Source organism: Stakelama saccharophila (assembly GCF_032229225.1).
Lineage (GTDB): Bacteria > Pseudomonadota > Alphaproteobacteria > Sphingomonadales > Sphingomonadaceae > Sphingomonas > Sphingomonas saccharophila.
The window spans coordinates 1,363,324-1,383,714 of sequence record NZ_CP135076.1 but is presented as its reverse complement, the minus strand read 5'-3'; the positions used below and the strand labels follow the sequence as shown (position 1 = coordinate 1,383,714).

30 protein-coding genes are annotated in these 20,391 nt (G+C 64.5%); all 30 read right to left on the bottom strand.

Annotation, left to right across the window (positions count from 1 at the left end):
* Positions 1-40: 40 nt before the first annotated feature.
* Positions 41-1,600: a glutamine-hydrolyzing GMP synthase gene (gene guaA, locus RPR59_RS06455; RefSeq protein WP_313917870.1), complete on the bottom strand. Its 1,560-nt coding sequence runs from the start codon at positions 1,598-1,600 to the stop codon at positions 41-43.
* A gap of 57 nt (positions 1,601-1,657) precedes the next feature.
* A complete protein-coding gene (locus tag RPR59_RS06450; protein ID WP_313917868.1) occupies positions 1,658-2,050 on the bottom strand; it encodes a hypothetical protein in 393 nt (130 codons plus the stop codon).
* Positions 2,051-2,217: 167 nt separating this feature from the next.
* Positions 2,218-4,386, bottom strand: coding sequence for a prolyl oligopeptidase family serine peptidase (locus tag RPR59_RS06445; RefSeq protein ID WP_313917866.1), 2,169 nt, complete (start codon positions 4,384-4,386; stop codon positions 2,218-2,220).
* 182 nt (positions 4,387-4,568) lie between these two features.
* Positions 4,569-4,991 carry a 50S ribosomal protein L17 gene (gene rplQ, locus RPR59_RS06440; RefSeq protein ID WP_313917864.1) on the bottom strand — a complete coding sequence of 141 codons (423 nt, stop codon included), beginning with the start codon at positions 4,989-4,991 and terminating at the stop codon, positions 4,569-4,571.
* Between the two features lie 227 nt (positions 4,992-5,218).
* A complete protein-coding gene (locus tag RPR59_RS06435; protein WP_313917863.1) occupies positions 5,219-6,283 on the bottom strand; it encodes a DNA-directed RNA polymerase subunit alpha in 1,065 nt (354 codons plus the stop codon).
* Positions 6,284-6,390: 107 nt separating this feature from the next.
* On the bottom strand, positions 6,391-6,780 hold the full coding sequence (gene rpsK, locus RPR59_RS06430) for a 30S ribosomal protein S11 (protein WP_313917860.1): 390 nt from the start codon (positions 6,778-6,780) through the stop codon (positions 6,391-6,393).
* An 87-nt stretch (positions 6,781-6,867) separates the two neighbouring features.
* Positions 6,868-7,236 carry a 30S ribosomal protein S13 gene (gene rpsM / locus RPR59_RS06425; RefSeq protein ID WP_313917859.1) on the bottom strand — a complete coding sequence of 123 codons (369 nt, stop codon included), beginning with the start codon at positions 7,234-7,236 and terminating at the stop codon, positions 6,868-6,870.
* A gap of 267 nt (positions 7,237-7,503) precedes the next feature.
* Positions 7,504-8,184 (bottom strand): adenylate kinase, encoded by a 681-nt coding sequence (locus RPR59_RS06420; protein WP_313917857.1) that lies wholly within the window; start codon positions 8,182-8,184, stop codon positions 7,504-7,506.
* Positions 8,185-8,226: 42 nt separating this feature from the next.
* Positions 8,227-9,591: a preprotein translocase subunit SecY gene (gene secY / locus RPR59_RS06415; RefSeq protein ID WP_313917856.1), complete on the bottom strand. Its 1,365-nt coding sequence runs from the start codon at positions 9,589-9,591 to the stop codon at positions 8,227-8,229.
* 114 nt (positions 9,592-9,705) lie between these two features.
* Positions 9,706-10,230, bottom strand: coding sequence for a 50S ribosomal protein L15 (gene rplO, locus RPR59_RS06410; protein ID WP_313917855.1), 525 nt, complete (start codon positions 10,228-10,230; stop codon positions 9,706-9,708).
* 215 nt (positions 10,231-10,445) lie between these two features.
* Positions 10,446-10,640 carry a 50S ribosomal protein L30 gene (gene rpmD, locus RPR59_RS06405; RefSeq protein ID WP_313917853.1) on the bottom strand — a complete coding sequence of 65 codons (195 nt, stop codon included), beginning with the start codon at positions 10,638-10,640 and terminating at the stop codon, positions 10,446-10,448.
* A gap of 6 nt (positions 10,641-10,646) precedes the next feature.
* Positions 10,647-11,399: a 30S ribosomal protein S5 gene (rpsE, locus tag RPR59_RS06400; RefSeq protein WP_313917852.1), complete on the bottom strand. Its 753-nt coding sequence runs from the start codon at positions 11,397-11,399 to the stop codon at positions 10,647-10,649.
* 3 nt (positions 11,400-11,402) lie between these two features.
* A complete protein-coding gene (rplR, locus tag RPR59_RS06395) occupies positions 11,403-11,759 on the bottom strand; it encodes a 50S ribosomal protein L18 (RefSeq protein ID WP_313917851.1) in 357 nt (118 codons plus the stop codon).
* The gene (gene rplF / locus RPR59_RS06390) at positions 11,759-12,292 is read right to left on the bottom strand and encodes a 50S ribosomal protein L6 (protein WP_313917850.1); all 534 of its coding nucleotides are present in this window, start codon (positions 12,290-12,292) and stop codon (positions 11,759-11,761) included. Before rplF ends, rplR begins: the two co-directional genes overlap by 1 nt.
* Positions 12,292-12,687 (bottom strand): 30S ribosomal protein S8, encoded by a 396-nt coding sequence (gene rpsH, locus RPR59_RS06385; RefSeq protein ID WP_313917848.1) that lies wholly within the window; start codon positions 12,685-12,687, stop codon positions 12,292-12,294. The genes rplF and rpsH overlap by 1 nt, the downstream gene beginning before the upstream one ends.
* Before the next feature lie 12 nt (positions 12,688-12,699).
* Positions 12,700-13,005 (bottom strand): 30S ribosomal protein S14, encoded by a 306-nt coding sequence (rpsN, locus tag RPR59_RS06380; RefSeq protein ID WP_313917846.1) that lies wholly within the window; start codon positions 13,003-13,005, stop codon positions 12,700-12,702.
* Positions 13,006-13,024: 19 nt separating this feature from the next.
* The gene (gene rplE / locus RPR59_RS06375; RefSeq protein WP_313917842.1) at positions 13,025-13,609 is read right to left on the bottom strand and encodes a 50S ribosomal protein L5; all 585 of its coding nucleotides are present in this window, start codon (positions 13,607-13,609) and stop codon (positions 13,025-13,027) included.
* Positions 13,602-13,919 (bottom strand): 50S ribosomal protein L24, encoded by a 318-nt coding sequence (rplX, locus tag RPR59_RS06370; protein WP_313917840.1) that lies wholly within the window; start codon positions 13,917-13,919, stop codon positions 13,602-13,604. Before rplX ends, rplE begins: the two co-directional genes overlap by 8 nt.
* A complete protein-coding gene (gene rplN / locus RPR59_RS06365; RefSeq protein ID WP_313917838.1) occupies positions 13,919-14,287 on the bottom strand; it encodes a 50S ribosomal protein L14 in 369 nt (122 codons plus the stop codon). Before rplN ends, rplX begins: the two co-directional genes overlap by 1 nt.
* Positions 14,288-14,444: 157 nt before the next feature.
* Positions 14,445-14,717: a 30S ribosomal protein S17 gene (rpsQ, locus tag RPR59_RS06360; RefSeq protein WP_313917836.1), complete on the bottom strand. Its 273-nt coding sequence runs from the start codon at positions 14,715-14,717 to the stop codon at positions 14,445-14,447.
* A 13-nt stretch (positions 14,718-14,730) separates the two neighbouring features.
* Positions 14,731-14,934: a 50S ribosomal protein L29 gene (gene rpmC, locus RPR59_RS06355; protein WP_313917833.1), complete on the bottom strand. Its 204-nt coding sequence runs from the start codon at positions 14,932-14,934 to the stop codon at positions 14,731-14,733.
* A 5-nt stretch (positions 14,935-14,939) separates the two neighbouring features.
* Positions 14,940-15,371, bottom strand: a complete 432-nt coding sequence (gene rplP / locus RPR59_RS06350; protein ID WP_313917831.1) for a 50S ribosomal protein L16 — start codon at positions 15,369-15,371, stop codon at positions 14,940-14,942.
* A gap of 20 nt (positions 15,372-15,391) precedes the next feature.
* On the bottom strand, positions 15,392-16,087 hold the full coding sequence (rpsC, locus tag RPR59_RS06345; protein ID WP_313917829.1) for a 30S ribosomal protein S3: 696 nt from the start codon (positions 16,085-16,087) through the stop codon (positions 15,392-15,394).
* A 3-nt stretch (positions 16,088-16,090) separates the two neighbouring features.
* On the bottom strand, positions 16,091-16,468 hold the full coding sequence (gene rplV / locus RPR59_RS06340) for a 50S ribosomal protein L22 (protein ID WP_313917827.1): 378 nt from the start codon (positions 16,466-16,468) through the stop codon (positions 16,091-16,093).
* The gene (rpsS, locus tag RPR59_RS06335) at positions 16,468-16,743 is read right to left on the bottom strand and encodes a 30S ribosomal protein S19 (protein ID WP_313917825.1); all 276 of its coding nucleotides are present in this window, start codon (positions 16,741-16,743) and stop codon (positions 16,468-16,470) included. The genes rplV and rpsS overlap by 1 nt, the downstream gene beginning before the upstream one ends.
* A 5-nt stretch (positions 16,744-16,748) precedes the next feature.
* Positions 16,749-17,585, bottom strand: a complete 837-nt coding sequence (gene rplB, locus RPR59_RS06330; RefSeq protein WP_313917823.1) for a 50S ribosomal protein L2 — start codon at positions 17,583-17,585, stop codon at positions 16,749-16,751.
* Between the two features lie 5 nt (positions 17,586-17,590).
* Positions 17,591-17,908: a 50S ribosomal protein L23 gene (locus tag RPR59_RS06325; protein WP_313917821.1), complete on the bottom strand. Its 318-nt coding sequence runs from the start codon at positions 17,906-17,908 to the stop codon at positions 17,591-17,593.
* On the bottom strand, positions 17,901-18,533 hold the full coding sequence (gene rplD / locus RPR59_RS06320) for a 50S ribosomal protein L4 (protein WP_313917820.1): 633 nt from the start codon (positions 18,531-18,533) through the stop codon (positions 17,901-17,903). Before rplD ends, RPR59_RS06325 begins: the two co-directional genes overlap by 8 nt.
* 4 nt (positions 18,534-18,537) lie before the next feature.
* Entirely contained in the window at positions 18,538-19,293 is a 756-nt protein-coding gene (rplC, locus tag RPR59_RS06315) for a 50S ribosomal protein L3 (protein ID WP_313917817.1), read from the bottom strand.
* A 342-nt stretch (positions 19,294-19,635) separates the two neighbouring features.
* Positions 19,636-19,947, bottom strand: coding sequence for a 30S ribosomal protein S10 (gene rpsJ / locus RPR59_RS06310; RefSeq protein WP_313917816.1), 312 nt, complete (start codon positions 19,945-19,947; stop codon positions 19,636-19,638).
* Positions 19,948-20,391: the final 444 nt, after the last annotated feature.

The window sequence follows — 20,391 nt, the reverse complement described above, 5'->3', positions numbered from 1 at the left end:
GAACCGGGTGAACGCGCCCCGCGCGTTCCCTGATTCCGGTTCACTCCCACTCGATCGTGCCGGGGGGTTTGGAGGTGTAGTCGTACACCACCCGGTTCACGCCGCGCACTTCGTTGACGATGCGGGTCGCCACGCGCGACAGGAAATCGCCGGGGAACGGAAAGACCTCTGCCGTCATCCCGTCGGTCGACGTTACCGCGCGCAGAGCAAGGACGTGGTCGTAGGTGCGCCCGTCGCCCATCACGCCGACCGTGCGCACAGGCAGCAGCACCGCGAACGCCTGCCAGATCGCATCGTAGAGCCCGGCGGCGCGGATTTCCTCGAGATAGATGGCATCGGCCTTGCGCAATATGTCGCAGCGTTCCTTCGACACCTCGCCGGGAATGCGGATGGCGAGGCCGGGGCCGGGGAAGGGATGGCGGCCGACGAACACTTCGGGCAGGCCCAGTTCGCGGCCCAGCGCGCGAACCTCGTCCTTGAACAGTTCGCGCAAGGGCTCGACCAGCTTCATGTTCATGCGTTCGGGCAGGCCGCCGACATTGTGGTGGCTCTTGATCGTGACGCTCGGCCCGCCGGTGAAGCTGACGCTTTCGATCACGTCCGGATAGAGCGTGCCCTGCGCCAGGAAATCAGCGCCGCCGATCTTCTTCGCCTCGTCCTCGAACACGTCGATGAAGGTCTTGCCGATGAACTTGCGCTTCAACTCCGGGTCGGTGACACCCGACAGACCGTTCAGGAACAGCGTTTCGGCGTTCACATGGACGAGCGGGATATTGTAGCTGCCGCGGAACAGGCTCACCACCTGTTCGGCCTCACCGGCGCGCATCAGGCCGTGATCGACAAAGACGCAGGTAAGCTGTTCGCCGATCGCTTCGTGGACCAGCACCGCCGCGACCGCGCTGTCGACGCCGCCCGACAGCCCGCAGATCACCTTGCCGTCGCCCACAGTTTCTCGAATCTCGGCGATCTTGGCATCGCGGAACTCGGCCATGGTCCAGTCGCCCGCCAGTCCGCAGACGTGACGCGCGAAATTGGCGATCAGCTTCGCGCCGTCGGGGGTGTGCACGACTTCCGGATGGAACTGCATGCCGTAATAGCGGCGCTCGTCATCGGCGATGACCGCGAAGGGCGCGCCGGGGCTGGTCGCGACGACACGGAAGCCCGGCGCTAGGTCGGTGACCTTGTCGCCGTGGCTCATCCATACCTGGTGCTGCTCGCCCTCGCGCCACATGCCGTCGAACAGCTCGCAGCTATTCTCGATGGCGATGAAGGCGCGGCCGAACTCGCCCGAATCGCCCATTTCGACCGCGCCGCCGAGTTGCGCCATCATCGTCTGCTGACCGTAGCAGATGCCGAGGATCGGCCGGCCGCTGTCGAAGATCACTTGCGGCGCGCGCGGGCTGCCTTCTTCCGCGACCGAGGCGGGGCTGCCGGAGAGAATGACGCCTTTGGGCTTCAGCCGCTCGAACGCCTCTTCGGCCATGTTGAAGGGCGCGATTTCACTATAGACGCCCGCTTCGCGCACGCGGCGCGCGATAAGCTGCGTCACCTGGCTGCCGAAATCGACGATGAGGATGGACTCGGGGGGCTGCGCGATCATGGATGCGCGATAGAAAGCCGCGCCGCGCGTGTAAAGCGGGCGGAGCGCCGGTGCGGATCAGTATCCCGGCGCGCCGTAGATGTCGGGCGCGGTGCGATAGCCGTCGCCATAGCCATCGCCGTACCCGTCGCGATATCCCTCGCGATAGTCGCTGTCGGGAGCGCCGTAATAGCCGCCGTCTTCATAGCCGTAATCGCGCGGCGGCGGCGGTGGGGGCGGCGGCACGCGTTCGTAGCGATCGTTGCCGCGGTCGATCGACGAGGCGAGCGCGATCGCCCCGCCCGCGATCACCGCGCCGAGCAGCAGGTCGCCGCCGTCGATCCCGCCACCGCGATGGCCGTGATAATGATGATAGCGATGGTGCCGCCATCCTTGCGCCTGCGCCGGCACCGCCGTCGCCAGCATCGCGACACTCGCCGCGGCTGCACCCAATGTCCGAACCATCCGCATCGTCCGACTCCCGAAAGGTCTCGATCCTATATAGCGTATTCGGCGGCGGCTGTCGCGACGCTGAACGATGGCCCTTTCGTCATCCTGACGAAGGTCGGAATCCAGAGCCCAGTGGACAGAGCCGCTCTGGATCCTGAATCGAGTTCAGGATGACGACAGAAAATCGGTTACTCTTTCGCCGTGACCTTCATCCCCGTCCATTTCGCGGCGAAGGCCCACATATCGGCATATTCCTCGATGATCTTGTCGGTCGGCTTGCCCGAGCCGTGGCCGGCGCGCGTCTCGATGCGGACGATGTGCGGCTTGGTCCCGATATCGGCATGCTGGAGCGCGGCGGTATATTTGAACGTATGCCCCGGCACGACGCGGTCGTCGGTGTCCGCGGTCAGCGCCATGATCGCCGGATAGTCCTCGCCCGAGCGGATATTGTGATAGGGCGAGTATTTGTAGAGGACCTTGAAGTCCGCCTCCTTCGACGGATAGCCGTAATCGTCGACCCAATAGCGCCCGGCGGTGAACTGGTCGAAGCGCAGCATGTCCATCACGCCGACCTCGGGAAGCGCGGCGGCAAACAGGTCCGGCCGCTGGTTCGTGACCGCGCCGATCAGCAATCCGCCATTCGATCCGCCCTGGATGGCGAGCTGGTCCTTCGTCGTCACGCCTTCGGCGATCAGGTCCTCGGCCGCGGCGATGAAATCGTCGAAGACGTTTTGCTTGTTGTGCAGCCGTCCGGCATCGTGCCACGCCTTGCCATATTCGCCGCCGCCGCGAAGGTTGGCGACCGCCAGCACCCCGCCCTGTTCCATCCAGGCCAGCCGGGTCGCGGAAAAGGCGGGCGTCAGCGAAATATCGAAGCCGCCATAGCCGTAGAGCAGCGTCGGCGCGGGCGTTTTCAGCCCCTTCTTATGGACGATGAACATCGGCACGCGGGTGCCGTCCTTCGACGTGTAGAAACGCTGCCGCACGTCATATTGCTCGGGGTCGAAGGCGACCTCCGGCTGCGCCCAGGGCGTCACCTCGCCGGTTGCGATGTCGTAGCGATAGATCGTCGCGGGCCGGGCAAAGCTGGTGAAGGCGTAGAAGGTTTCCGTCTGGCCCTGCTCGCCGTCGAAGCCGCTTGCCGTGCCGATGCCGGGCAGCGGCACCTCGCCCTTCGGCGTGCCGTCGGGTGCGAAGCGGCGCACCTCGCTTTTCACGTCGCTCAGATAGTTGGCGAACAGGGTGCCGCCCACCATGCTGGCGCCCTGCAGCGTCGCCTCGGTCTGCGGCACGAGTTCGGCGACGGTCGCCAGCGGATCGGTGGCCGCGACGTCCATGGTGACGATCCGTCCGCGCGGCGCGTCCTTGTTGGTCAGGAAGTAGAATTTCGAGCCGATATTGCCCGCCGGCGACCATTCGTTTTCCAGCTTGGAGATGATCGTGCGCGGCTTGGCGTCGGGGCGGGTCAGATCGAGCACGGTCACGCCGTAGCGATTGTCCGTCCCTTCCGTGGTGATGATGACCAGCCAGTTTCCGTCATCGGTGACATAGGCGCCGTGGCCGTATTTGGGATGGTCGGGCGTGGCATAGACCAGCCGGTCGGCCGACTGCGCGGTGCCCAGTTTGTGGAAATAGACCGCCTGGTTCTCGTTCGTCGCCTGAAACTTCTCGCCCGCCTGTGGCTCTGGAAAGCGCGAATAGTAAAATCCCGATCCGTCCCTGGCCCAGGACAGCGCCGAAAACTTCACCCACTCGACCTTGTCGGACAGCGGCTTGCCGGTGGCGACGTCCAGCACCTTGATCGTGCGCCAGTCGGTGCCGCCGTCCTGGATCGCGTAGAGCAGCTTCGTCCCGTCCTCCGACGGCACCCATTCGGCCAGCGCGGTCGCGCCGTCCTTCGACCAGCCATTGGGATCGAGCAGCACCCGCCCCTCGCCGTTCGGCGAATCGCGCACGAACAGCACCGCCTGGTTCTGCAGACCGCTGTTATGGTTATAGAAATAGCGCCCGCCGCGTTCGACCGGCAGGCCGAAGCGTTCGTAATCGATCAACGCCTTCAACCGCCGGCGAAAGACATCGCGGCCGGGCAGGGTTTGCAGATAAGCGTCGGTGACTTTGTTTTCCGCCGCCACCCAGGCGGCGACCTCCGGATCGTTGCGCACATCGTTTTCGAGCCAGCGATAGGGATCGGCCACCGTGATCCCGAAATGATCCTCGACAATGTCGCCGCGGCGGGTTTCGGGATAATCGAGCGGTGCGGTCATCGTGGACGAAGTCTCCGAACTGGATTGGGCGAGCGCGACATGCGGCGCGGTGGCAAAGAGAAGCGGCAGGGCAAGCAGACTGAGGCGGCGCATCGGATTCCCCCCGAACGAAAAAGAGGCCGCACCCTAGCAGGGCCGACCTCCTTCTCAAGCGGGTTCGAAGCCCGAACGCCGCCGTTCGCCCCGGGCCTGTCGAAGGGCTGCTCTTCTTCGGGATAGTCAAGAAGAAGGGCAGTGCTTCGACAAGCTCAGCACAAACGGTTGGGATCAATCACTTACGCCACGTCTTCGAAATCCTCGTCGCCCATCACCGGGCCGGAATCCTGGCCCTTGGCGTCAACATCGCGGTCGACGAATTCGATGATCGCCATGGGCGACGCATCCGAGGCGCGGATGCCGGCCTTGATGATGCGGGTATAGCCGCCGTTGCGATCGGCATAGCGCTTGGCCAGCACGTCGAACAGCTTGGCGAGCTGCGCGTCGTCGAGCAGGCGCGCATGTGCGAGACGACGGTTCGACAGGCCGCCCTTCTTGCCCAGCGTCACCAGCTTTTCGACATAGGGGCGAAGCTCCTTCGCCTTGGCGAGCGTGGTGGTGATCTGCTCGTGCTTGATCAGCGCCGCGGCCATGTTGCGGAACAGGGCCTGACGGTGGCTGGAGGTGCGCTGCAGCTTACGGCCGCCCATACGATGACGCATGATTCTTTCCTTCGTTCGTTAAGGGGCCGCGCGAAGGACGCCCATCGCCCTTCCAGGTACCCCAGACCAGGTGGGACGGTGGCCACCCATATTGCCGTCGTTCCGAAATAGTTCGGAACCCGTATTTCCGCCGCCTTACTCCTGCGAAGGCAGGAGTCCAGAGCTGCAGGCTGTTTCGCTCGACGCCCTGTGCTCCTGCCTTCGCAGGAGCACAAGACGGCAGACTGTTAGCCGAGGATTTCCTGCTCGAGCTTCTTGGCCATTTCCTCGATATTCTCCGGCGGCCAGCCGGGGATGTCCATACCGAGCCGCAGGCCCATGGACGAGAGCACTTCCTTGATCTCGTTCAACGACTTGCGGCCGAAATTCGGCGTGCGGAGCATCTCGGCCTCGGTCTTCTGGACCAGGTCGCCGATATAGATGATGTTGTCGTTCTTGAGGCAGTTGGCCGACCGCACCGACAGTTCCAGCTCGTCGACCTTCTTGAGCAGATACCGATTGATCTGCGCGGTATCGCCCTCGCCTTCGGCGGCACCACCCGGCTGCGCCGCACCGGCGGGCTGGGCCGCAGCCAGCGCGGAATCGTCGAAATGCACGAACAGCGCGAGCTGGTCCTGGAGAATGCGGGCACCATAAGCCAGCGCATCGTCGGGTCCGATCGTGCCGTCGGTCTCGATCGTCAGCGTCAGCTTGTCGTAATCGAGATCCTGGCCGACGCGGGTGGGATCGACCTTATAGCTGACCTGGCGCACCGGCGAATACAGCGAATCGACCGGAATCAGGCCGATCGGCGCATCCGCGGGCCGGTTCGCCACCGCAGGGACATATCCCTTGCCGGTGTCGGCGGTCAGTTCCATGTTCAGCGTCGCGCCGTCATCCAGGTGGCACAGCACCAGATCCGGGTTCAGCACTTCGATGTCGCCGGAAACGGCGATGTCGCCGGCCTTCACCTCGGCCGGACCGGTCGCGGAAAGCTGAAGCCGCTTCGGCCCCTCGCCTTCCATCTTAAGCGCGATCTGCTTCACGTTGAGGACGATGTCGGTCACGTCCTCGCGAACGCCTGCGAGGCTCGAAAATTCGTGCAGCACATTCTCGATCTTGATCGAGGTGACGGCCGCACCCTGAAGCGACGACAGCAGCACGCGCCGAAGCGCGTTGCCGAGCGTCAGGCCGAATCCGCGCTCCAACGGCTCGGCGACGAACGTCGCCTTGCGCTTGGAATCGCCGCCGGACTTCTTTTCGAGGCCGTTGGGCTTCTTGAGTTCCTGCCAGTTCTTTGCGTTGACAGACACGGGCTTCCCCTAGGTTGTGGGCGGGAACGGGCGCGTTTCCCGCCGGGATGTCCTGAACCCGCCGCCCTCAGTGCGCGCGATGAGGGGGCAGATGTGGAACGAAAAAATCAGACGCGGCGACGCTTGGACGGGCGGACGCCATTGTGCGGGATCGGGGTGACGTCCCGGATCGAGGTGATCTGGAAACCGACCGCCTGCAACGCGCGAAGCGCCGATTCGCGGCCCGAACCAGGCCCCTTGACCTCTACCTCGAGTGTGCGGACGCCGTGGTCCGCAGCCTTCTTGCCCGCATCCTCGGCGGCGACCTGGGCGGCGTAAGGCGTCGACTTGCGCGACCCCTTGAAACCCATCATGCCGGCCGACGACCACGAAATCGCGTTGCCCTGGGCATCGCAGATGGTGATCATCGTGTTGTTGAAGCTGGCGTTCACATGCGCGACGCCCGCCGAGATGTTCTTGCGCTCGCGCCTGCGAATGCGCTGCGGTTCACGTGCCATTTGTTGTTCCTGACCTGTAAATCCTGAGACCGGGAGGCGGCTCGCCTTGAACCTGCCTCCGGCGGAGTAATTCGCGCTCCGCGCGAATTACTTCTTCTTGCCGGCGATCGCCTTGGGCTTGCCCTTGCGGGTGCGCGCATTGGTATGCGTGCGCTGACCGCGGACCGGCAGACCCTTGCGATGACGCAGCCCGCGATAGCAGGCCAGGTCCATCAGCCGCTTGATGTTCATCGCGGTCTGACGGCGCAGATCGCCTTCGACGGTGTAACCACCGTCGATCGCTTCGCGAATCTGCAACACTTCCTGGTCGGTCAGGTCCTGAACCCGGCGCTCCGGCGCGATCTTCAGGTTGCTCGTGATCTCCTTGGCCTTGGTCTGACCAATGCCGTGGATATACTGAAGCGCGATTACGACGCGCTTGTTGGTCGGGATGTTCACACCCGCGATACGTGCCATGTACTTGTTTCTCCCAGCTCCACGGGGCGCCGCATGGCAGCTCGCACCCCATCTCGTCGCGTTGACAATCCCGAAACGCACGATGCCGGCGAACGCAAGCACGCGCCGCCGGAATCACCGGTGTGTCAGAATGACGCCCAATTAGGCCCCGCGGCCGCCACTGTCAAGCGGCGTGTGCCAGCGCCACCTCATCACCGCCCCCGCGCCGTTCCGGCGAAGGCCGGAATCCGGAGCTGCAAGCGGCACGGTCCGTTGCCTGCCCCCGGATCAAATTCGGGGCGACGGTGATCCCGAATCAGCCCTTCCATCGAGAACCGCCTCGATCTCGCGCGTCACCGTGTCGATATCGGCCATGCCGTCGACGCGCCGCACCAGGCCGCGCGCTTCGTAGATCGGCAGGATGGGCGCCGTCTTGGCACGATATTCGGCCATGCGGGTGCGCACCGTCTCCGCATTGTCGTCGGGGCGCCGCTTGAACTCGTGACCGCCGCAGACGTCGCAGCTACCCTCGACCTTCGGCTGCTTGTAGCGCTCGTGATAGCCCGCGCCGCAGGTCGCGCAGGTGAAGCGGCCGACGATGCGGTCGACCAGTGCATCCTCGTCGACCTTGAGTTCGATCACATAATCGAGCTTGCGGCCCCGCTCTGCCAACAGCTCGTCCAGCGCCGTGGCCTGCGCCGCCGTGCGCGGATAGCCATCGAAAATCACACCGTTCTCGGTATCCGGCTGGTCCAGCCGATCGCCGATGATGCCCGAGACGATCTCGTCGGAGACGAGTTCCCCCGCATCCATGACCTTCTTCGCCTGAAGGCCCGTCGGCGTACCCGCCTTCACCGCGGCACGCAGCATGTCGCCGGTCGACAACTGCACCATGCCGCGATCGGCCTCTAGCCTGCTCGCCTGCGTTCCCTTACCGGCGCCCGGCGGCCCGAGCAGGATGATATTCACGAAAACGTCCCCCTATTCTCGCTTGGCGCAGGGCGTGGCGGATCAACGGCCGCGGCGACCCTTCAGCTTCGATTTCTTGATCAGGTCGCCATACTGATGCGCCAGCAGGTGCGACTGGATCTGCGCCACCGTGTCCATCGTCACGTTGACGACGATCAGCAGGCTCGTGCCGCCGAGATAGAAGGGAATCGACATCGCCGAAACCAGATATTCGGGCACCAGGCAGATGAAGGCCAGATAGGCCGCGCCGATCACGGTGATGCGGGTCAGCACATAATCGAGATAGGTCTCTGTACTCTTGCCCGGCCGGATGCCGGGAATGAACCCGCCATAGCGCTTCAGATTGTCGGCCGTCTCCTCCGGATTGAACACCACGGCGGTGTAGAAGAAGGAAAAGAAGATGATGCCCGCGCCGTAGAGCAGCATATATATCGGCGATCCGTGCTGCAGATACTGGTTGAGCGTGATGATGGCGTCGCCCCACATGCTCTCGCCCGCGACATGGCCGCCGGCGAACTGGCTAACGGTCAGCGGCATCAGCAGCAGCGAGGATGCGAAGATCGGCGGAATCACGCCCGCGGTGTTGATCTTCAGCGGCAGGTGGCTGCGTTCCGCCTGCATCCCGCGCTGCGTCTGTCGCTTGGGATACTGGATCAGGATCCGCCGCTGCGCGCGCTCCATGAAGCAGATGAACAGGACGATGCCCGCCACTGCGAGGATGATGGCGACGATGGTGATCGGGTTGAGCGTCCCGGCGCGGCCGCCTTCGAACAACTGCACCAGCGCGGTCGGCATGCTGGCGACGATGCCGGCCATGATGATCAGCGAGATGCCGTTGCCGATGCCCCGGCTGGTGATCTGTTCGCCCAGCCACATCAGGAACATCGTGCCGCCGACCAGGCTGACGACCGCGGCGACGCGGAACAGCATGCCGGGGTCGACCACGGCCTGCACCCCCTGGTTGGCGCCCAGCGTTTCCAGGCCGACGGCGAGGAAATAACCCTGGACCGCGGTGAGGCCCACCGTGCCGTAGCGGGTATATTGGTTCAGCCGCTTGCGCCCGGATTCGCCTTCCTTCTTGATCGCGCCGAGTTGCGGACTGAGCGAGGTGGCGAGCTGCACCACGATCGACGCCGTGATGTAGGGCATCACGCCGAGCGCGGTAACGCTCATGCGTTTCAGCGAACCGCCCGAAAAGCTGTTGAAGAAATCGAGCACACCGCCCGAGGTGTTCTGCGCGAGCAGGCCCAGCGCACTGGGGTCGATCCCCGGCAGCGGCACATAGCTCAGCATACGGAACACGATCAGCGCCCCGAGCGTAAACCACAGGCGCTTCTTGAGTTCCGTGGCCTTGCTGAAATTGGCCAGGCTCAGACTGGCGGACATATTGTCGGCGGCACTTGCCATTATCGTCTACACGTCCCGAATAAAGAAAAGCGGCGGGATCGTCCCCCGACCCCGCCGCTCCATATAGTCATCCGACCCGGCTTGTCTAAGCCGGAAGTCGCGAGCAGCGGAAGATCAGCCCGCCTTCTTGGCGCTCGCGCCCTTGCCCTTCTTGGCGGCGGCCTTCTCGGCAGCGGAAACGCGCTCGACCACCTCGACCGATCCGCCGGCCTTCTCGACCGCTTCCTTCGCGCCCTTCGACGCGCCGGCGACGACGAATTTCAGCTTCGCCGAGAAATCGCCCTTGCCGAGCAGGCGGACGCCGTCCTTGCCGCCGCGCGCCAGGCCGGCGGCCTTCAACGCCGCGTGGTCGACATCCTTCTTCGCGTCCAGCTTCTTGGCGTCGATCGCCTTCTGCACCGCTCCCAGATTTACCTCGGCAAAGTCCTTGGCAAAGGGATTGTTGAAGCCGCGCTTCGGCAGGCGCATGTGGAGCGGCATCTGACCGCCCTCGAAGCCCTTTACGGCGACGCCCTCGCGGCTCTTCTGACCCTTCTGGCCGCGACCGGCGGTCTTGCCCAGGCCCGAGCCGATGCCGCGCCCGACGCGCACGCGGTCCTGCCGGGCGCCCTTGTTGTCCTTTAGTTCGTTGAGTTTCATGTCTGCACTCGCTTTCGCTGTGTTCGCGCTGAAATTATCCTCTCCCCTCGGGAGAGGAGAGACGGGCCGACAGGCCCGGCGATGGTGAGGGCTGGGTCGTGAAGGATCGCAAGGAAACCCCGAAGCAACCCTTCACGACCCAGCCCTCTCCCGACCTCACGCGGCCTGCGCCGGGCTCGGCCGCCCTCTCCCGCAAGCGGGAGAGGGAAATACCGTCAGCCCTCGACCGACACCATATGCGCGACCTTGCGGATCATGCCGCGATTCGCCGGCGTGTCGGCCAGTTCGACCGTCTTGTGACGCTTGTTGAGACCCATGCCGATCAGCGTGGCGCGCTGATGCTTTTCGCGGCGGATCGGCGACCCGGTCTGGGTCACCTTCAGCGTCTTCGTCTCGTCCTTTTTCGCCATGGTGGCTTACTCCGTCACCGCCGCGGCATCCGCCTCGGCCGTTTGCGAACCGCCACGGCCCAGCAGGTCGGCAATCTTCTTGCCGCGGCGCTGCGCCACCGCCTTCGGGCTCGACTGGTCGCCCAGCGCCTCGAAGGTCGCGCGGATCATGTTATAGGGATTGGAGGTGCCGACCGACTTGGTCACCACGTCCGCGACACCCAGCGATTCGAACACCGCACGCATCGGACCGCCGGCGATGATGCCGGTGCCCGACGGCGCCGCACGGACATAGACGCGACCCGCGCCGAAATGACCACGGCCGTCATGGTGCAGCGTCCGACCCTCGCGCAGCGGCACGCGGACCATCTTCTTCTTCGCCGACGCGGTCGCCTTGGAAATCGCCTCGGGAACCTCGCGCGCCTTGCCGTGGCCGAAGCCGACCCGGCCCTTGCCGTCGCCGACGACGACGAGTGCCGCAAAGCCGAAGCGCTTGCCGCCCTTCACCGTCTTGGAGACGCGGTTGATGTGGACGAGCTTCTCGATCAGCTCCTCGCCATCGTCGCTGCCGCCGCGCCCGCCGCGACGATCGTCGCGCCGACCCCGACCGCCCCGATCACCGCCGCGACCGCGGCCACCGCCGCCGCCGCGACCACCGCGCGGACCGCGACCCGAAGGCTGCGTTTCCTGCGCCTTGTGCGTCACTTCCTGCGGCTTGGTTTCGGGAGCGATGGTCTGCTCGGGCTGGTTGCCTTCGCCCGTCGTGTTTTCTTCCGCCATGCCTTAAAACTCCAATCCGCCTTCACGCGCCGCATCGGCGAGCGCCTTGACGCGACCGTGGAACAGGAACCCGCCACGATCGAAAACCACCCTGGTGACGCCGGCCTTCTTCGCAGCTTCCGCAACGCGGCTGCCGACATCCCTGGCGGCGTCGATATTCGCGCCGTTCTTGCCGCGCTCGGCCTTTTCCAGCGTGGAGGCGGCGGCGACCGTCTTGCCCGCGCTATCGTCGATCACCTGGGCATAGATATGCCTGCCCGAACGGTGGATCGACAGCCGGGGACGGCCGCCCGCGCGCTTCGCCAGCGCACTGCGATTGCGGCGACGCCGCTTCTGAAAGAGAGACAGACCCTTGGTCATTACTTCTTCTTCCCTTCCTTGCGGAAGATATACTCGCCGGCATATTTCACGCCCTTGCCCTTATAGGGTTCGGGCTTGCGCCAGCGACGGATCTCCGCGGCCAACTGGCCGACCTTCTGCTTGTCCATGCCCGACACCTCGACCGTGGTCTGGTCGGGCGTCTTGACGTCGAGGCCTTCCGGCACGTCGATCTCGACATCGTGGCTGAAGCCGAGCTGAAGCTTCAGCTTCTTGCCCTGCATGTTCGCACGATAGCCGACACCGTTGATCTCCAGGCGCTTCGAGAACCCGTCGGTCACGCCGGTGACCAGGTTCTGCACCATGGTGCGCTGCATGCCCCAGAAGGACCGGGCCTTCTTGGTATCGTTGGCAGGCTGCACAGAGATCGCGTCGTCCTTGACCTCATAGCTGACATTGTCGGCAAGCTTCAGCGACAGGGTGCCCTTGGGGCCCTTCACCGACAGGATACCGTCCGCGATGTTCGCGGTCACGCCACTGGGGATCGCGACCGGCCTTTTGCCGATGCGGCTCATCAGAACACCTCCGCCAGAACTTCGCCACCGACATTCTGCTCGCGCGCTTCCGCGTCCGACAGAACGCCACGCGGCGTCGATACGATGGTGATACCCAGGCCGTTGCGCACCGTCGGCAGTTCCCTGGAACCCGAATAGACGCGGCGGCCGGGCTTCGAGACGCGCGCGATACGCTTGATCGCGGGCTGGCCCTCGAAATATTTCAATTCGATGCGGATACCGGCGGCGGGGCCCATCTGCTCCTCGCTATACCCACGGATAAAGCCCTCGCGCTGCAGCACGTCGAGGACGCGGCTGCGCAGCTTCGACGCGGGCGTGAGCACGCTGTCCATACGCGCGCGCTGGCCGTTGCGGATGCGGGTGAGCATATCACCCAGGGGATCGGTCAATGCCATATCTTGTGATCCTTACCAGCTCGACTTCACGACGCCCGGGATCATGCCGCGGTTGGCAAGATCGCGAAGCATGACGCGCGCGAGACGGAACTTGCGGTAGTAACCGCGCGGACGGCCCGTCACCTCGCACCGGTTGCGGATCCTGGTGGGATTCGCGTTGCGGGGCAGCTCAGCCATCTTCAGACGCGCGATCCAACGATCCTGGAACTCCAGGCTCTCGTCGTCCGCAATAGCCTTCAGCTTCGCATATTTGCCGGCATATTGCTTCACCAGCTTCTTGCGACGCTCGTTCTTGTTGATCGAACTCAGTTTCGCCATGACTTAAGTTCTTCCTTCCTTATGCCGCCTGCTTCGCTTCACCGTCGGCCTCGGCCGGGAACGGGAAGCCGAACAGACGCAGCAGTTCGCGTGCTTCATCATCAGTCTTCGCGGTCGTGGTCACGATAATGTCCATGCCGCGGACCTTGTCGATCTGGTCATATGCGATTTCGGGGAAGATGAGCTGTTCCCTCAACCCCATCGCATAATTGCCGCGACCGTCGAACGATTTCGGGTTCAGGCCACGGAAGTCGCGGATGCGCGGCATCGCGATCGTGACCAGACGGTCGAGAAATTCGTACATGCGCTCACGCCGCAGCGTGACCTTGCAGCCGATGGCCATGCCTTCACGCAGCTTGAATTGCGCGATCGACTTCTTGGCCTTGGTCACCACGGGCTTCTGGCCCGCGATCAACTGCATCTCGGCGACGGCCTGATCGACCTTCTTGCGATCCTGGGTCGCTTCGCCCACGCCCATGTTGAGCACGATCTTTTCGACGCGCGGAACCTCGAAGCGGTTCTTGTACCCGAACTTCTCCGTCATCGCCTTGGCGATTTCGTCGTCGTAGCGCTTGCGCATGCGCGGCACGTATTTGTCAGCCATTGATGACCTCCCCGGTCTTGACGGCCACACGGACCTTCTTGCCGTCGCGCTCCTCGAAGCGGACGCGGGTGGGCTTGCCGTCCTTGGTCACATGCGCGACCTTGGAGACGTGCATCGGGGCCTCTCGGCGCTCGATACCGCCCTGCGGATTTTCCTGGCTCGGCTTGCGGTGCCGGGCCGCGACGTTGATGCCGGACACGACGACCTTGTCCTCGCGCGGCAGCGACCGGACGACCTCGCCGGTGCGGCCCTTGTCCTTGCCGGACAGGACGATCACCTGATCGCCCTTCTTGATCTTGGCGGCAGCCATCACAGCACCTCCGGAGCGAGCGAGATGATCTTCATGTGCTTCTTCGCACGCAGTTCGCGGACGACGGGGCCGAAGATACGGGTGCCGATCGGCTCCTCGTTCTTGTTGACGAGCACGGCCGCGTTCGAATCGAAGCGGATGACCGAGCCGTCGGGACGGCGCACGTCCTTGGCGGTGCGCACGATCACCGCGCGGTGAACGTCGCCCTTCTTGACGCGACCACGCGGCGCGGCCTCCTTCACCGACACGACGATGATGTCGCCCACGCCGGCGAAGCGGCGCTTGGAGCCGCCCAGCACCTTGATGCACTGCACCCGCTTCGCGCCGCTATTGTCCGCGACGTCGAGATTGGACTGCATCTGGATCATGGATCCAATTCCTTCTCAAATGGCTTTCCGGGACCCGCCCGGAAGTTCCTAATTCCGCCCGGCCCGTTCGGACCGAACTTGTCGAAGTCCCGTTCTTCCTTCCGACAGGAAGTGCAGCCCTTCGACAAGCTCAGGGCAAACGGGGTTCAGTTCGAATTCAACCCTCGGCCGTGGCCCGTTCCGGCGTCGCGTGGGTGTTCACCCGCTCGATCACCTTCCAGGCCTTCAGCTTCGACATCGGCGCGATCTCTTCGATCCGCACGGTCTCGCCGGCCTTGTACGCATTGCCCTCGTCATGGGCATGATATTTCTTCGAGCGGCGCATGATCTTGCCGTAGAGCGGATGCTTGATCTGCCGCTCCACCTTCACCACCACCGTCTTGTCGGTCTTGTCCGAGACGATCATCCCGGTCAGCACGCGCTTCGGCATGTCAGTTCGTCCCTTACTTGGCAGCCGAGCGCTGGCGCTCGTTCTGCAGAGTCTTGATGCGGGCGATGTCGCGACGAACCTCCTTGACGCGGCTCGACTTCTCGAGCTGCTGGGTCGCGGCCTGAAAGCGCAGGTTGAACTGCTCGCGCTTCAGGTTGCCGAGATCCTCGGCAAGCTGGTCGTCGGTCTTGGCCCGAAAATCGGATACCTTCGTCATTGTCCTCAACCCTCCTTGTGCGAGTGGTCGCCGAGGCGGGCCACCACACGGGTCTTGATCGGAAGCTTCATCGCCGCGCGCTCGAACGCCTCGGCCGCCAGCGGGCCGGCGACGCCGTCCAGCTCGAACAGGATACGGCCGGGCTTCACGCGGACGGCCCAGTATTCCGGGCTGCCCTTGCCCTTGCCCTGACGGACTTCGGCGGGCTTCTTCGACACCGGCACGTCCGGGAACACGCGGATCCACAAGCGTCCCTGACGCTTGATGTGGCGCGTGATGGCACGACGGGCGGCCTCGATCTGGCGGGCGGTGACCCGCTCCGGCTCCAGCGCCTTCAGGCCGTACGAGCCGAAATTCAGGCTCGTGCCGCCCTTGGCGGCGCCGTGGATACGGCCCTTGTGCGCCTTGCGGAACTTGGTGCGCTTCGGTTGCAGCATTGCTCTTTCCTAGTCCCTGATTAGCGCGCCGGACGCACGCCGGAGGTCTGAGCCTCCATCATCAGGCGGTCCTGCGCCAACGGATCGTGGCCCAGGATCTCGCCCTTGAAGATCCACACCTTCACGCCGCACACGCCGTAGGCGGTGTAGGCGGTCGCTTCGGCGTAATCGACGTTCGCACGCAGCGTGTGCAGCGGCACACGGCCCTCGCGATACCATTCGGTCCGCGCGATCTCGGCGCCGCCGAGGCGACCCGAACAGGTGATCCGAATGCCCTCCGCGCCCAGGCGCAGCGCCGACTGCACCGCGCGCTTCATGGCGCGGCGGAAGGCGATGCGGCGCTCGAGCTGGTCGGCGACGCCCTGCGCGACGAGCTTGGCGTCGATTTCCGGCTTGCGGATCTCGACGATGTTCAGGCTCACGTCGGACTGCGTCATGTCGGACAGCGTGCGACGAAGCCTTTCTATGTCCGCACCCTTCTTGCCGATGATCACGCCGGGGCGCGCGGCATAGACGGAGATGCGGCACAGCTTGGCCGGACGCTCGATCACCACCTTCGAGATGGCAGCCTGCGGCACCTTCTCGAGGATGTACTTGCGGATCTTCAGGTCCTCCATGAGGAGGCGGCCGTAATCATGGCCTTCGGCGAACCAGCGGCTGTCCCAGGTGCGGTTGACCTGGAGCCGGAGGCCGATCGGATTGCTCTTCTGACCCATGACTTATGCCTCTTCCGCTTCACGCACGACGATCCGGAGCCGCGAAAACGGCTTCAGGATGCGCGTGGACTTGCCACGGCCGCGCGTCGCGAAGCGCTTCATGGTCAGCGACTTGCCGACCGATGCTTCGGCGACGACCAGCGCGTCGACGTCGAGATTGTGGTTGTTCTCGGCATTGGCGATCGCCGATGCCAGCACCTTGCGCGCGTCGACGGCCATCGCCTTCGACGAGAACGCCAGGATGTTCATCGCCTCTTCCGCCTTCTTGCCGCGGATCAGACCGGCGACCAGATTGAGCTTCTGGGCCGAACCACGGATCGTGGTGCCGACCGCCAGCGCTTCATTGTCGCCGACGCGACGCGGAGCTGCTTGCTTCGACATCAGCGCTTACCCTTCCTGTCGGCGGCGTGGCCGGGGAAGAAACGCGTCGGCGCGAACTCACCCAGCTTCATGCCGACCATGTCCTCGTTGACCGAAACCGGCACGAACTTACGGCCGTTATAGACGCTGAACGTCAGCCCGACGAACTGCGGCAGGATGGTGGAGCGGCGCGACCAGGTCTTGATCGGCGCACGGCCACCGGCTTCCTGCGCGGCTTCCGCCTTCTTCAGCAGACTCAGTTCGACGAACGGGCCTTTCCAAACAGAACGAGCCATTGCCGTTAACCCTTCTTCTTCGCGTGACGCGACCGGATGATCATGCGGTCGGTCTGCTTGTTGTTGCGCGTGCGCGCGCCCTTGGTCGGCTTGCCCCACGGCGTGACCGGATGGCGACCGCCCGAAGTCCGGCCTTCACCGCCACCATGGGGGTGGTCGACCGGGTTCTTCGCGACACCGCGCGTCAGCGGACGCCTGCCCTTCCAGCGGGTGCGACCGGCCTTGGCGAAGTTCTGGTTGCCGTTGTCGGGGTTGGAGACGGCACCGACCGTTCCCATGCAATTCGCATGGACGTAGCGCTGCTCGCCCGAATTCAGGCGGACGATCACCATGCCGCGGTCGCGGCCGACGACCTGGACATAGGTGCCGGCGGAGCGTGCGATCTGACCGCCCTTGCCCGGCTTCATCTCCACATTGTGGCAGATGGTGCCGACCGGCATCTGACCCAGCTCCATCGCATTGCCCGGCTTGGTGTCGACCTTCCTGCCGGCGACGATCTTGTCGCCCGCGGCCAGACGCTGCGGCGCGATGATATAGGCGAGTTCGCCGTCCTCATACTTGATCAGGGCGATGAAGGCGGTGCGGTTAGGATCGTATTCGATCCGCTCCACGGTCGCTTCCATGTCCCACTTGCGGCGCTTGAAATCGATGAACCGATAGCGCTGCTTGTGGCCGCCGGCGATACCGCGCGACGTCACGTGACCCTTGTTGTTGCGGCCGCCGGACTTACGCTTGCCCTCGGTAAGCGCCTTGACGGGGTCGCCCTTGTGCAGGCCGGAACGGTCGACGAGGATCAGTCCACGTCGCGCCGGCGAGGTCGGATTGTAATGCTTGAGTGCCATCTGCCTCAGATCCCCGTCGTCACGTCGATCGAGTCGCCGTCCTTCAGCGTCACGATCGCCTTCTTCATGTCGGAGCGGCGATACGGCGCGCCCTTCCACTTCTTGGTCTTGCCCTTCTGGACAATGGTGTTGACGCCCGTGACCGAGACATCGAACAGCGCTTCGACCGCTGCCTTGATCTCGGGCTTGGTCGCGTCGTTCGCCACCTTGAACACCACCGCATTCGCCTCGCTCACCAGCGTCGACTTCTCGGTGATGTGGGGCGCGAGCACCACGTCGTAATGGCGGTTGTCCACCGCCTGCTTGGCAGGCTTCTTAGCCATTGAACCGCGCCTCCAGCTTCTCGACCGCGGCGCGCGTCAGCACCAGCGTGTCATGCTTCAGGATGTCGTACACGTTCGCGCCGCCCGCCGGCAGGACGTTGACGCCCGCCAGGTTGTGCGCCGCGCGGGCGAAACTCGTCTCGACCGCCTCGCCGTCGATGACCAGCGCGCTGCCGCCGAAGCCCAGCTTGGCGAAGTCGCCCTTGAGCGCCTTCGTCTTGCCGTCCTTCACCTCGATTGACTCGAGAACGACCAGCGAACCCGCCTTGGCATGGCTCGAAAGCGCCATCTTCAGCCCGAGCGCGCGGATCTTCTTGTTCAGCGACGGATTGAAGTCGCGAACGCGCGGGCCGTGCGCCTTGCCGCCGCCGATGAAGATCGGGGCGCGCTTGTCACCGTGACGGGCGCCGCCGCTGCCCTTCTGACGGCCCCACTTCTTGCCGGTGCGCGCGACGTCGGAACGCTCGCGCGCGCCGCGGGCCGTACCCCGGCGCTTTTCGAGCTGCCAGGTGACGACACGGTGGAGAATGTCGGCACGCGGATCGAGGCCGAAGATATCGTCCTTCAGGTCGATATCGGCGCCCTTCGCCGCCTTGCCGTCGAGGGTCTGAACCTTGACCTTCACGTTATCAGCCCTCCTGGCCTTCGGTCGCTTCCGCAGGCGCCGCTTCATCAGCGGGCTTGTCGGCGGAAGCGCCATCGTTGGAATTGGCGGCCCTGAGGCCCGCCGGATACGGCGCGTCGGCGTGGCGCGGAACCTTCACCGCGTCCTTGACGATCAGCCAGGCGCCCTTGTGACCGGGCACCGAGCCCTTCACGAAGATCAGGCCGCGCTCGACGTCGGTCGACACGATCTCGAGATTCTGCTGCGTGCGGTTCCGGTCGCCCATATGGCCGGCCATCTTCTTGTTCTTGAAGACGCGGCCCGGATCCTGCCGGTTACCGGTCGAACCATGCGAACGATGCGAAACGGACACGCCGTGGGTGGCGCGCAGACCGCCGAAGCCCCAGCGCTTCATGGCGCCGGCGAAACCCTTGCCCTGGGTGCGGCCCGAAACGTCGACCATCTGACCGGCGACGAAATGGTCGGCCGAAAGCTCGGCGCCCACGTCGAGCAGGCCGTCTTCCTCGACCCGGAACTCGCAAAGCATCGCCTTCGGCTCCACCTCGGCCTTGCCGAAATGGCCGCGCTGCGGCTTCGCGACGTTCTTAACCTTGGCGGTGCCGGCACCAACCTGAACGGCGGTGTAGCCATCCCTGTCCATTTCGCGACGGGCGACGACCTGCACGCCTTCGAGCGCCAGAACGGTCACCGGCACGTGCCGGCCGTCGTCCTGGAACAGGCGGGTCATCCCCATTTTCTTCGCGATCACGCCAGTGCGCATGATCCACTCACTCCCATACAGAGGCCCGCGGAAGACCATCCCCCGCGGGCGTGCCTCAGCCCAATATGTGCGATGCGTGCCCCGTCCCGGGCTGGCACCCGGCGAACCGGGCATGACGGGGGACGCAGACCCAGCGTCCGAAGACACTGGCGGTATCCCAAGAATGAAAAGCCTGGGGCCTTTCGTTCGCAGCCCCCGCAGAGGCGGGGGCCTATCCCTCCATCCGAATGCTGCGCCGCGAGATTTGCGGCCCGACATACGGAGAGAGACATGGATCCCCGCCTTCGCGGGGACGACGGAAAGCTTCCGCCCGAATCTCTTTATCGTCGAGAAGCCGCGTCCTTACGCGAGTTTGATCTCGACATCAACACCCGCGGCCAGATCCAGCTTCATCAGCGCATCGACGGTCTGCGGCGTGGGCTGAACGATGTCCAGCATGCGCTTGTAGGTGCGGACCTCGAACTGCTCGCGCGACTTCTTGTCGATGTGCGGGCCGCGGTTCACCGTGAACTTCTCGATGCGCGTCGGCATGGGAATGGGGCCACGGATGAGGGCGCCGGTGCGCCGTGCGGTATCGGCGATATCGCCGGTCGCCTGGTCGAGCACGCGATGATCGAACGCCTTGAGGCGAATGCGGATATTCTGAGCTTCCATGTCCCTACCGATGCGAAAGAGCGGGGTGGCTCTCTCAAACGCCACGCCGGCATGTGCCGGGGCGACGGCTGAAAGGCCGCCTCTTGCTGTTCAAAACCAAATGTGAAGGCGCGCCTCTATAGCGAAGCGAAGGGCAGATCAAGCCCGGATGAGAGATTTTGTTCGCCCATGCGCTCGTGCGGGATGCTCCTTTAGACATTGCCGCTGCAACGGCTGTGCGACTCTGTGCCGAGCAAACATATCTTGGCGTGTCGAGCATTAATCTGGATGTGCCCGCCGTTCGGGCTGAGCTTATCGAAGCCCTGGCTTTGCCTGCTGCGAACAAAAGGAAGAACAGCCCTTCGAGGGGCTCAGGGCAAACGGGTATGGTCCGATGCTCGGTGTTCTGAAATCTTCCTTCCGAGAACGCAGCGAGCCTCGCTCGCACATAAAAAGCTACCCCCT

Coding starts and splice junctions, on each gene's coding strand:
- guaA (WP_313917870.1), bottom strand. CDS start 1,600: ATGATCGCGCAGCCCCCCGAGTCCATCCTCATCGTCGATTTCGGCAGC.
- RPR59_RS06450 (WP_313917868.1), bottom strand. CDS start 2,050: ATGCGGATGGTTCGGACATTGGGTGCAGCCGCGGCGAGTGTCGCGATG.
- RPR59_RS06445 (WP_313917866.1), bottom strand. CDS start 4,386: ATGCGCCGCCTCAGTCTGCTTGCCCTGCCGCTTCTCTTTGCCACCGCG.
- rplQ (WP_313917864.1), bottom strand. CDS start 4,991: ATGCGTCATCGTATGGGCGGCCGTAAGCTGCAGCGCACCTCCAGCCAC.
- rpsK (WP_313917860.1), bottom strand. CDS start 6,780: ATGGCACGTGAACCGCAGCGCATTCGCAGGCGCGAGCGCAAGAACATC.
- rpsM (WP_313917859.1), bottom strand. CDS start 7,236: ATGGCACGTATCGCGGGTGTGAACATCCCGACCAACAAGCGCGTCGTA.
- secY (WP_313917856.1), bottom strand. CDS start 9,591: ATGGCAAGTGCCGCCGACAATATGTCCGCCAGTCTGAGCCTGGCCAAT.
- rplO (WP_313917855.1), bottom strand. CDS start 10,230: ATGAAACTCAACGAACTAAAGGACAACAAGGGCGCCCGGCAGGACCGC.
- rpmD (WP_313917853.1), bottom strand. CDS start 10,640: ATGGCGAAAAAGGACGAGACGAAGACGCTGAAGGTGACCCAGACCGGG.
- rpsE (WP_313917852.1), bottom strand. CDS start 11,399: ATGGCGGAAGAAAACACGACGGGCGAAGGCAACCAGCCCGAGCAGACC.
- rplR (WP_313917851.1), bottom strand. CDS start 11,759: ATGACCAAGGGTCTGTCTCTCTTTCAGAAGCGGCGTCGCCGCAATCGC.
- rplF (WP_313917850.1), bottom strand. CDS start 12,292: ATGAGCCGCATCGGCAAAAGGCCGGTCGCGATCCCCAGTGGCGTGACC.
- rpsH (WP_313917848.1), bottom strand. CDS start 12,687: ATGGCATTGACCGATCCCCTGGGTGATATGCTCACCCGCATCCGCAAC.
- rpsN (WP_313917846.1), bottom strand. CDS start 13,005: ATGGCGAAACTGAGTTCGATCAACAAGAACGAGCGTCGCAAGAAGCTG.
- rplE (WP_313917842.1), bottom strand. CDS start 13,609: ATGGCTGACAAATACGTGCCGCGCATGCGCAAGCGCTACGACGACGAA.
- rplX (WP_313917840.1), bottom strand. CDS start 13,919: ATGGCTGCCGCCAAGATCAAGAAGGGCGATCAGGTGATCGTCCTGTCC.
- rplN (WP_313917838.1), bottom strand. CDS start 14,287: ATGATCCAGATGCAGTCCAATCTCGACGTCGCGGACAATAGCGGCGCG.
- rpsQ (WP_313917836.1), bottom strand. CDS start 14,717: ATGCCGAAGCGCGTGCTGACCGGGATGATCGTCTCGGACAAGACCGAC.
- rpmC (WP_313917833.1), bottom strand. CDS start 14,934: ATGACGAAGGTATCCGATTTTCGGGCCAAGACCGACGACCAGCTTGCC.
- rplP (WP_313917831.1), bottom strand. CDS start 15,371: ATGCTGCAACCGAAGCGCACCAAGTTCCGCAAGGCGCACAAGGGCCGT.
- rpsC (WP_313917829.1), bottom strand. CDS start 16,087: ATGGGTCAGAAGAGCAATCCGATCGGCCTCCGGCTCCAGGTCAACCGC.
- rplV (WP_313917827.1), bottom strand. CDS start 16,468: ATGTCGAAGCAAGCAGCTCCGCGTCGCGTCGGCGACAATGAAGCGCTG.
- rpsS (WP_313917825.1), bottom strand. CDS start 16,743: ATGGCTCGTTCTGTTTGGAAAGGCCCGTTCGTCGAACTGAGTCTGCTG.
- rplB (WP_313917823.1), bottom strand. CDS start 17,585: ATGGCACTCAAGCATTACAATCCGACCTCGCCGGCGCGACGTGGACTG.
- RPR59_RS06325 (WP_313917821.1), bottom strand. CDS start 17,908: ATGGCTAAGAAGCCTGCCAAGCAGGCGGTGGACAACCGCCATTACGAC.
- rplC (WP_313917817.1), bottom strand. CDS start 19,293: ATGCGCACTGGCGTGATCGCGAAGAAAATGGGGATGACCCGCCTGTTC.
- rpsJ (WP_313917816.1), bottom strand. CDS start 19,947: ATGGAAGCTCAGAATATCCGCATTCGCCTCAAGGCGTTCGATCATCGC.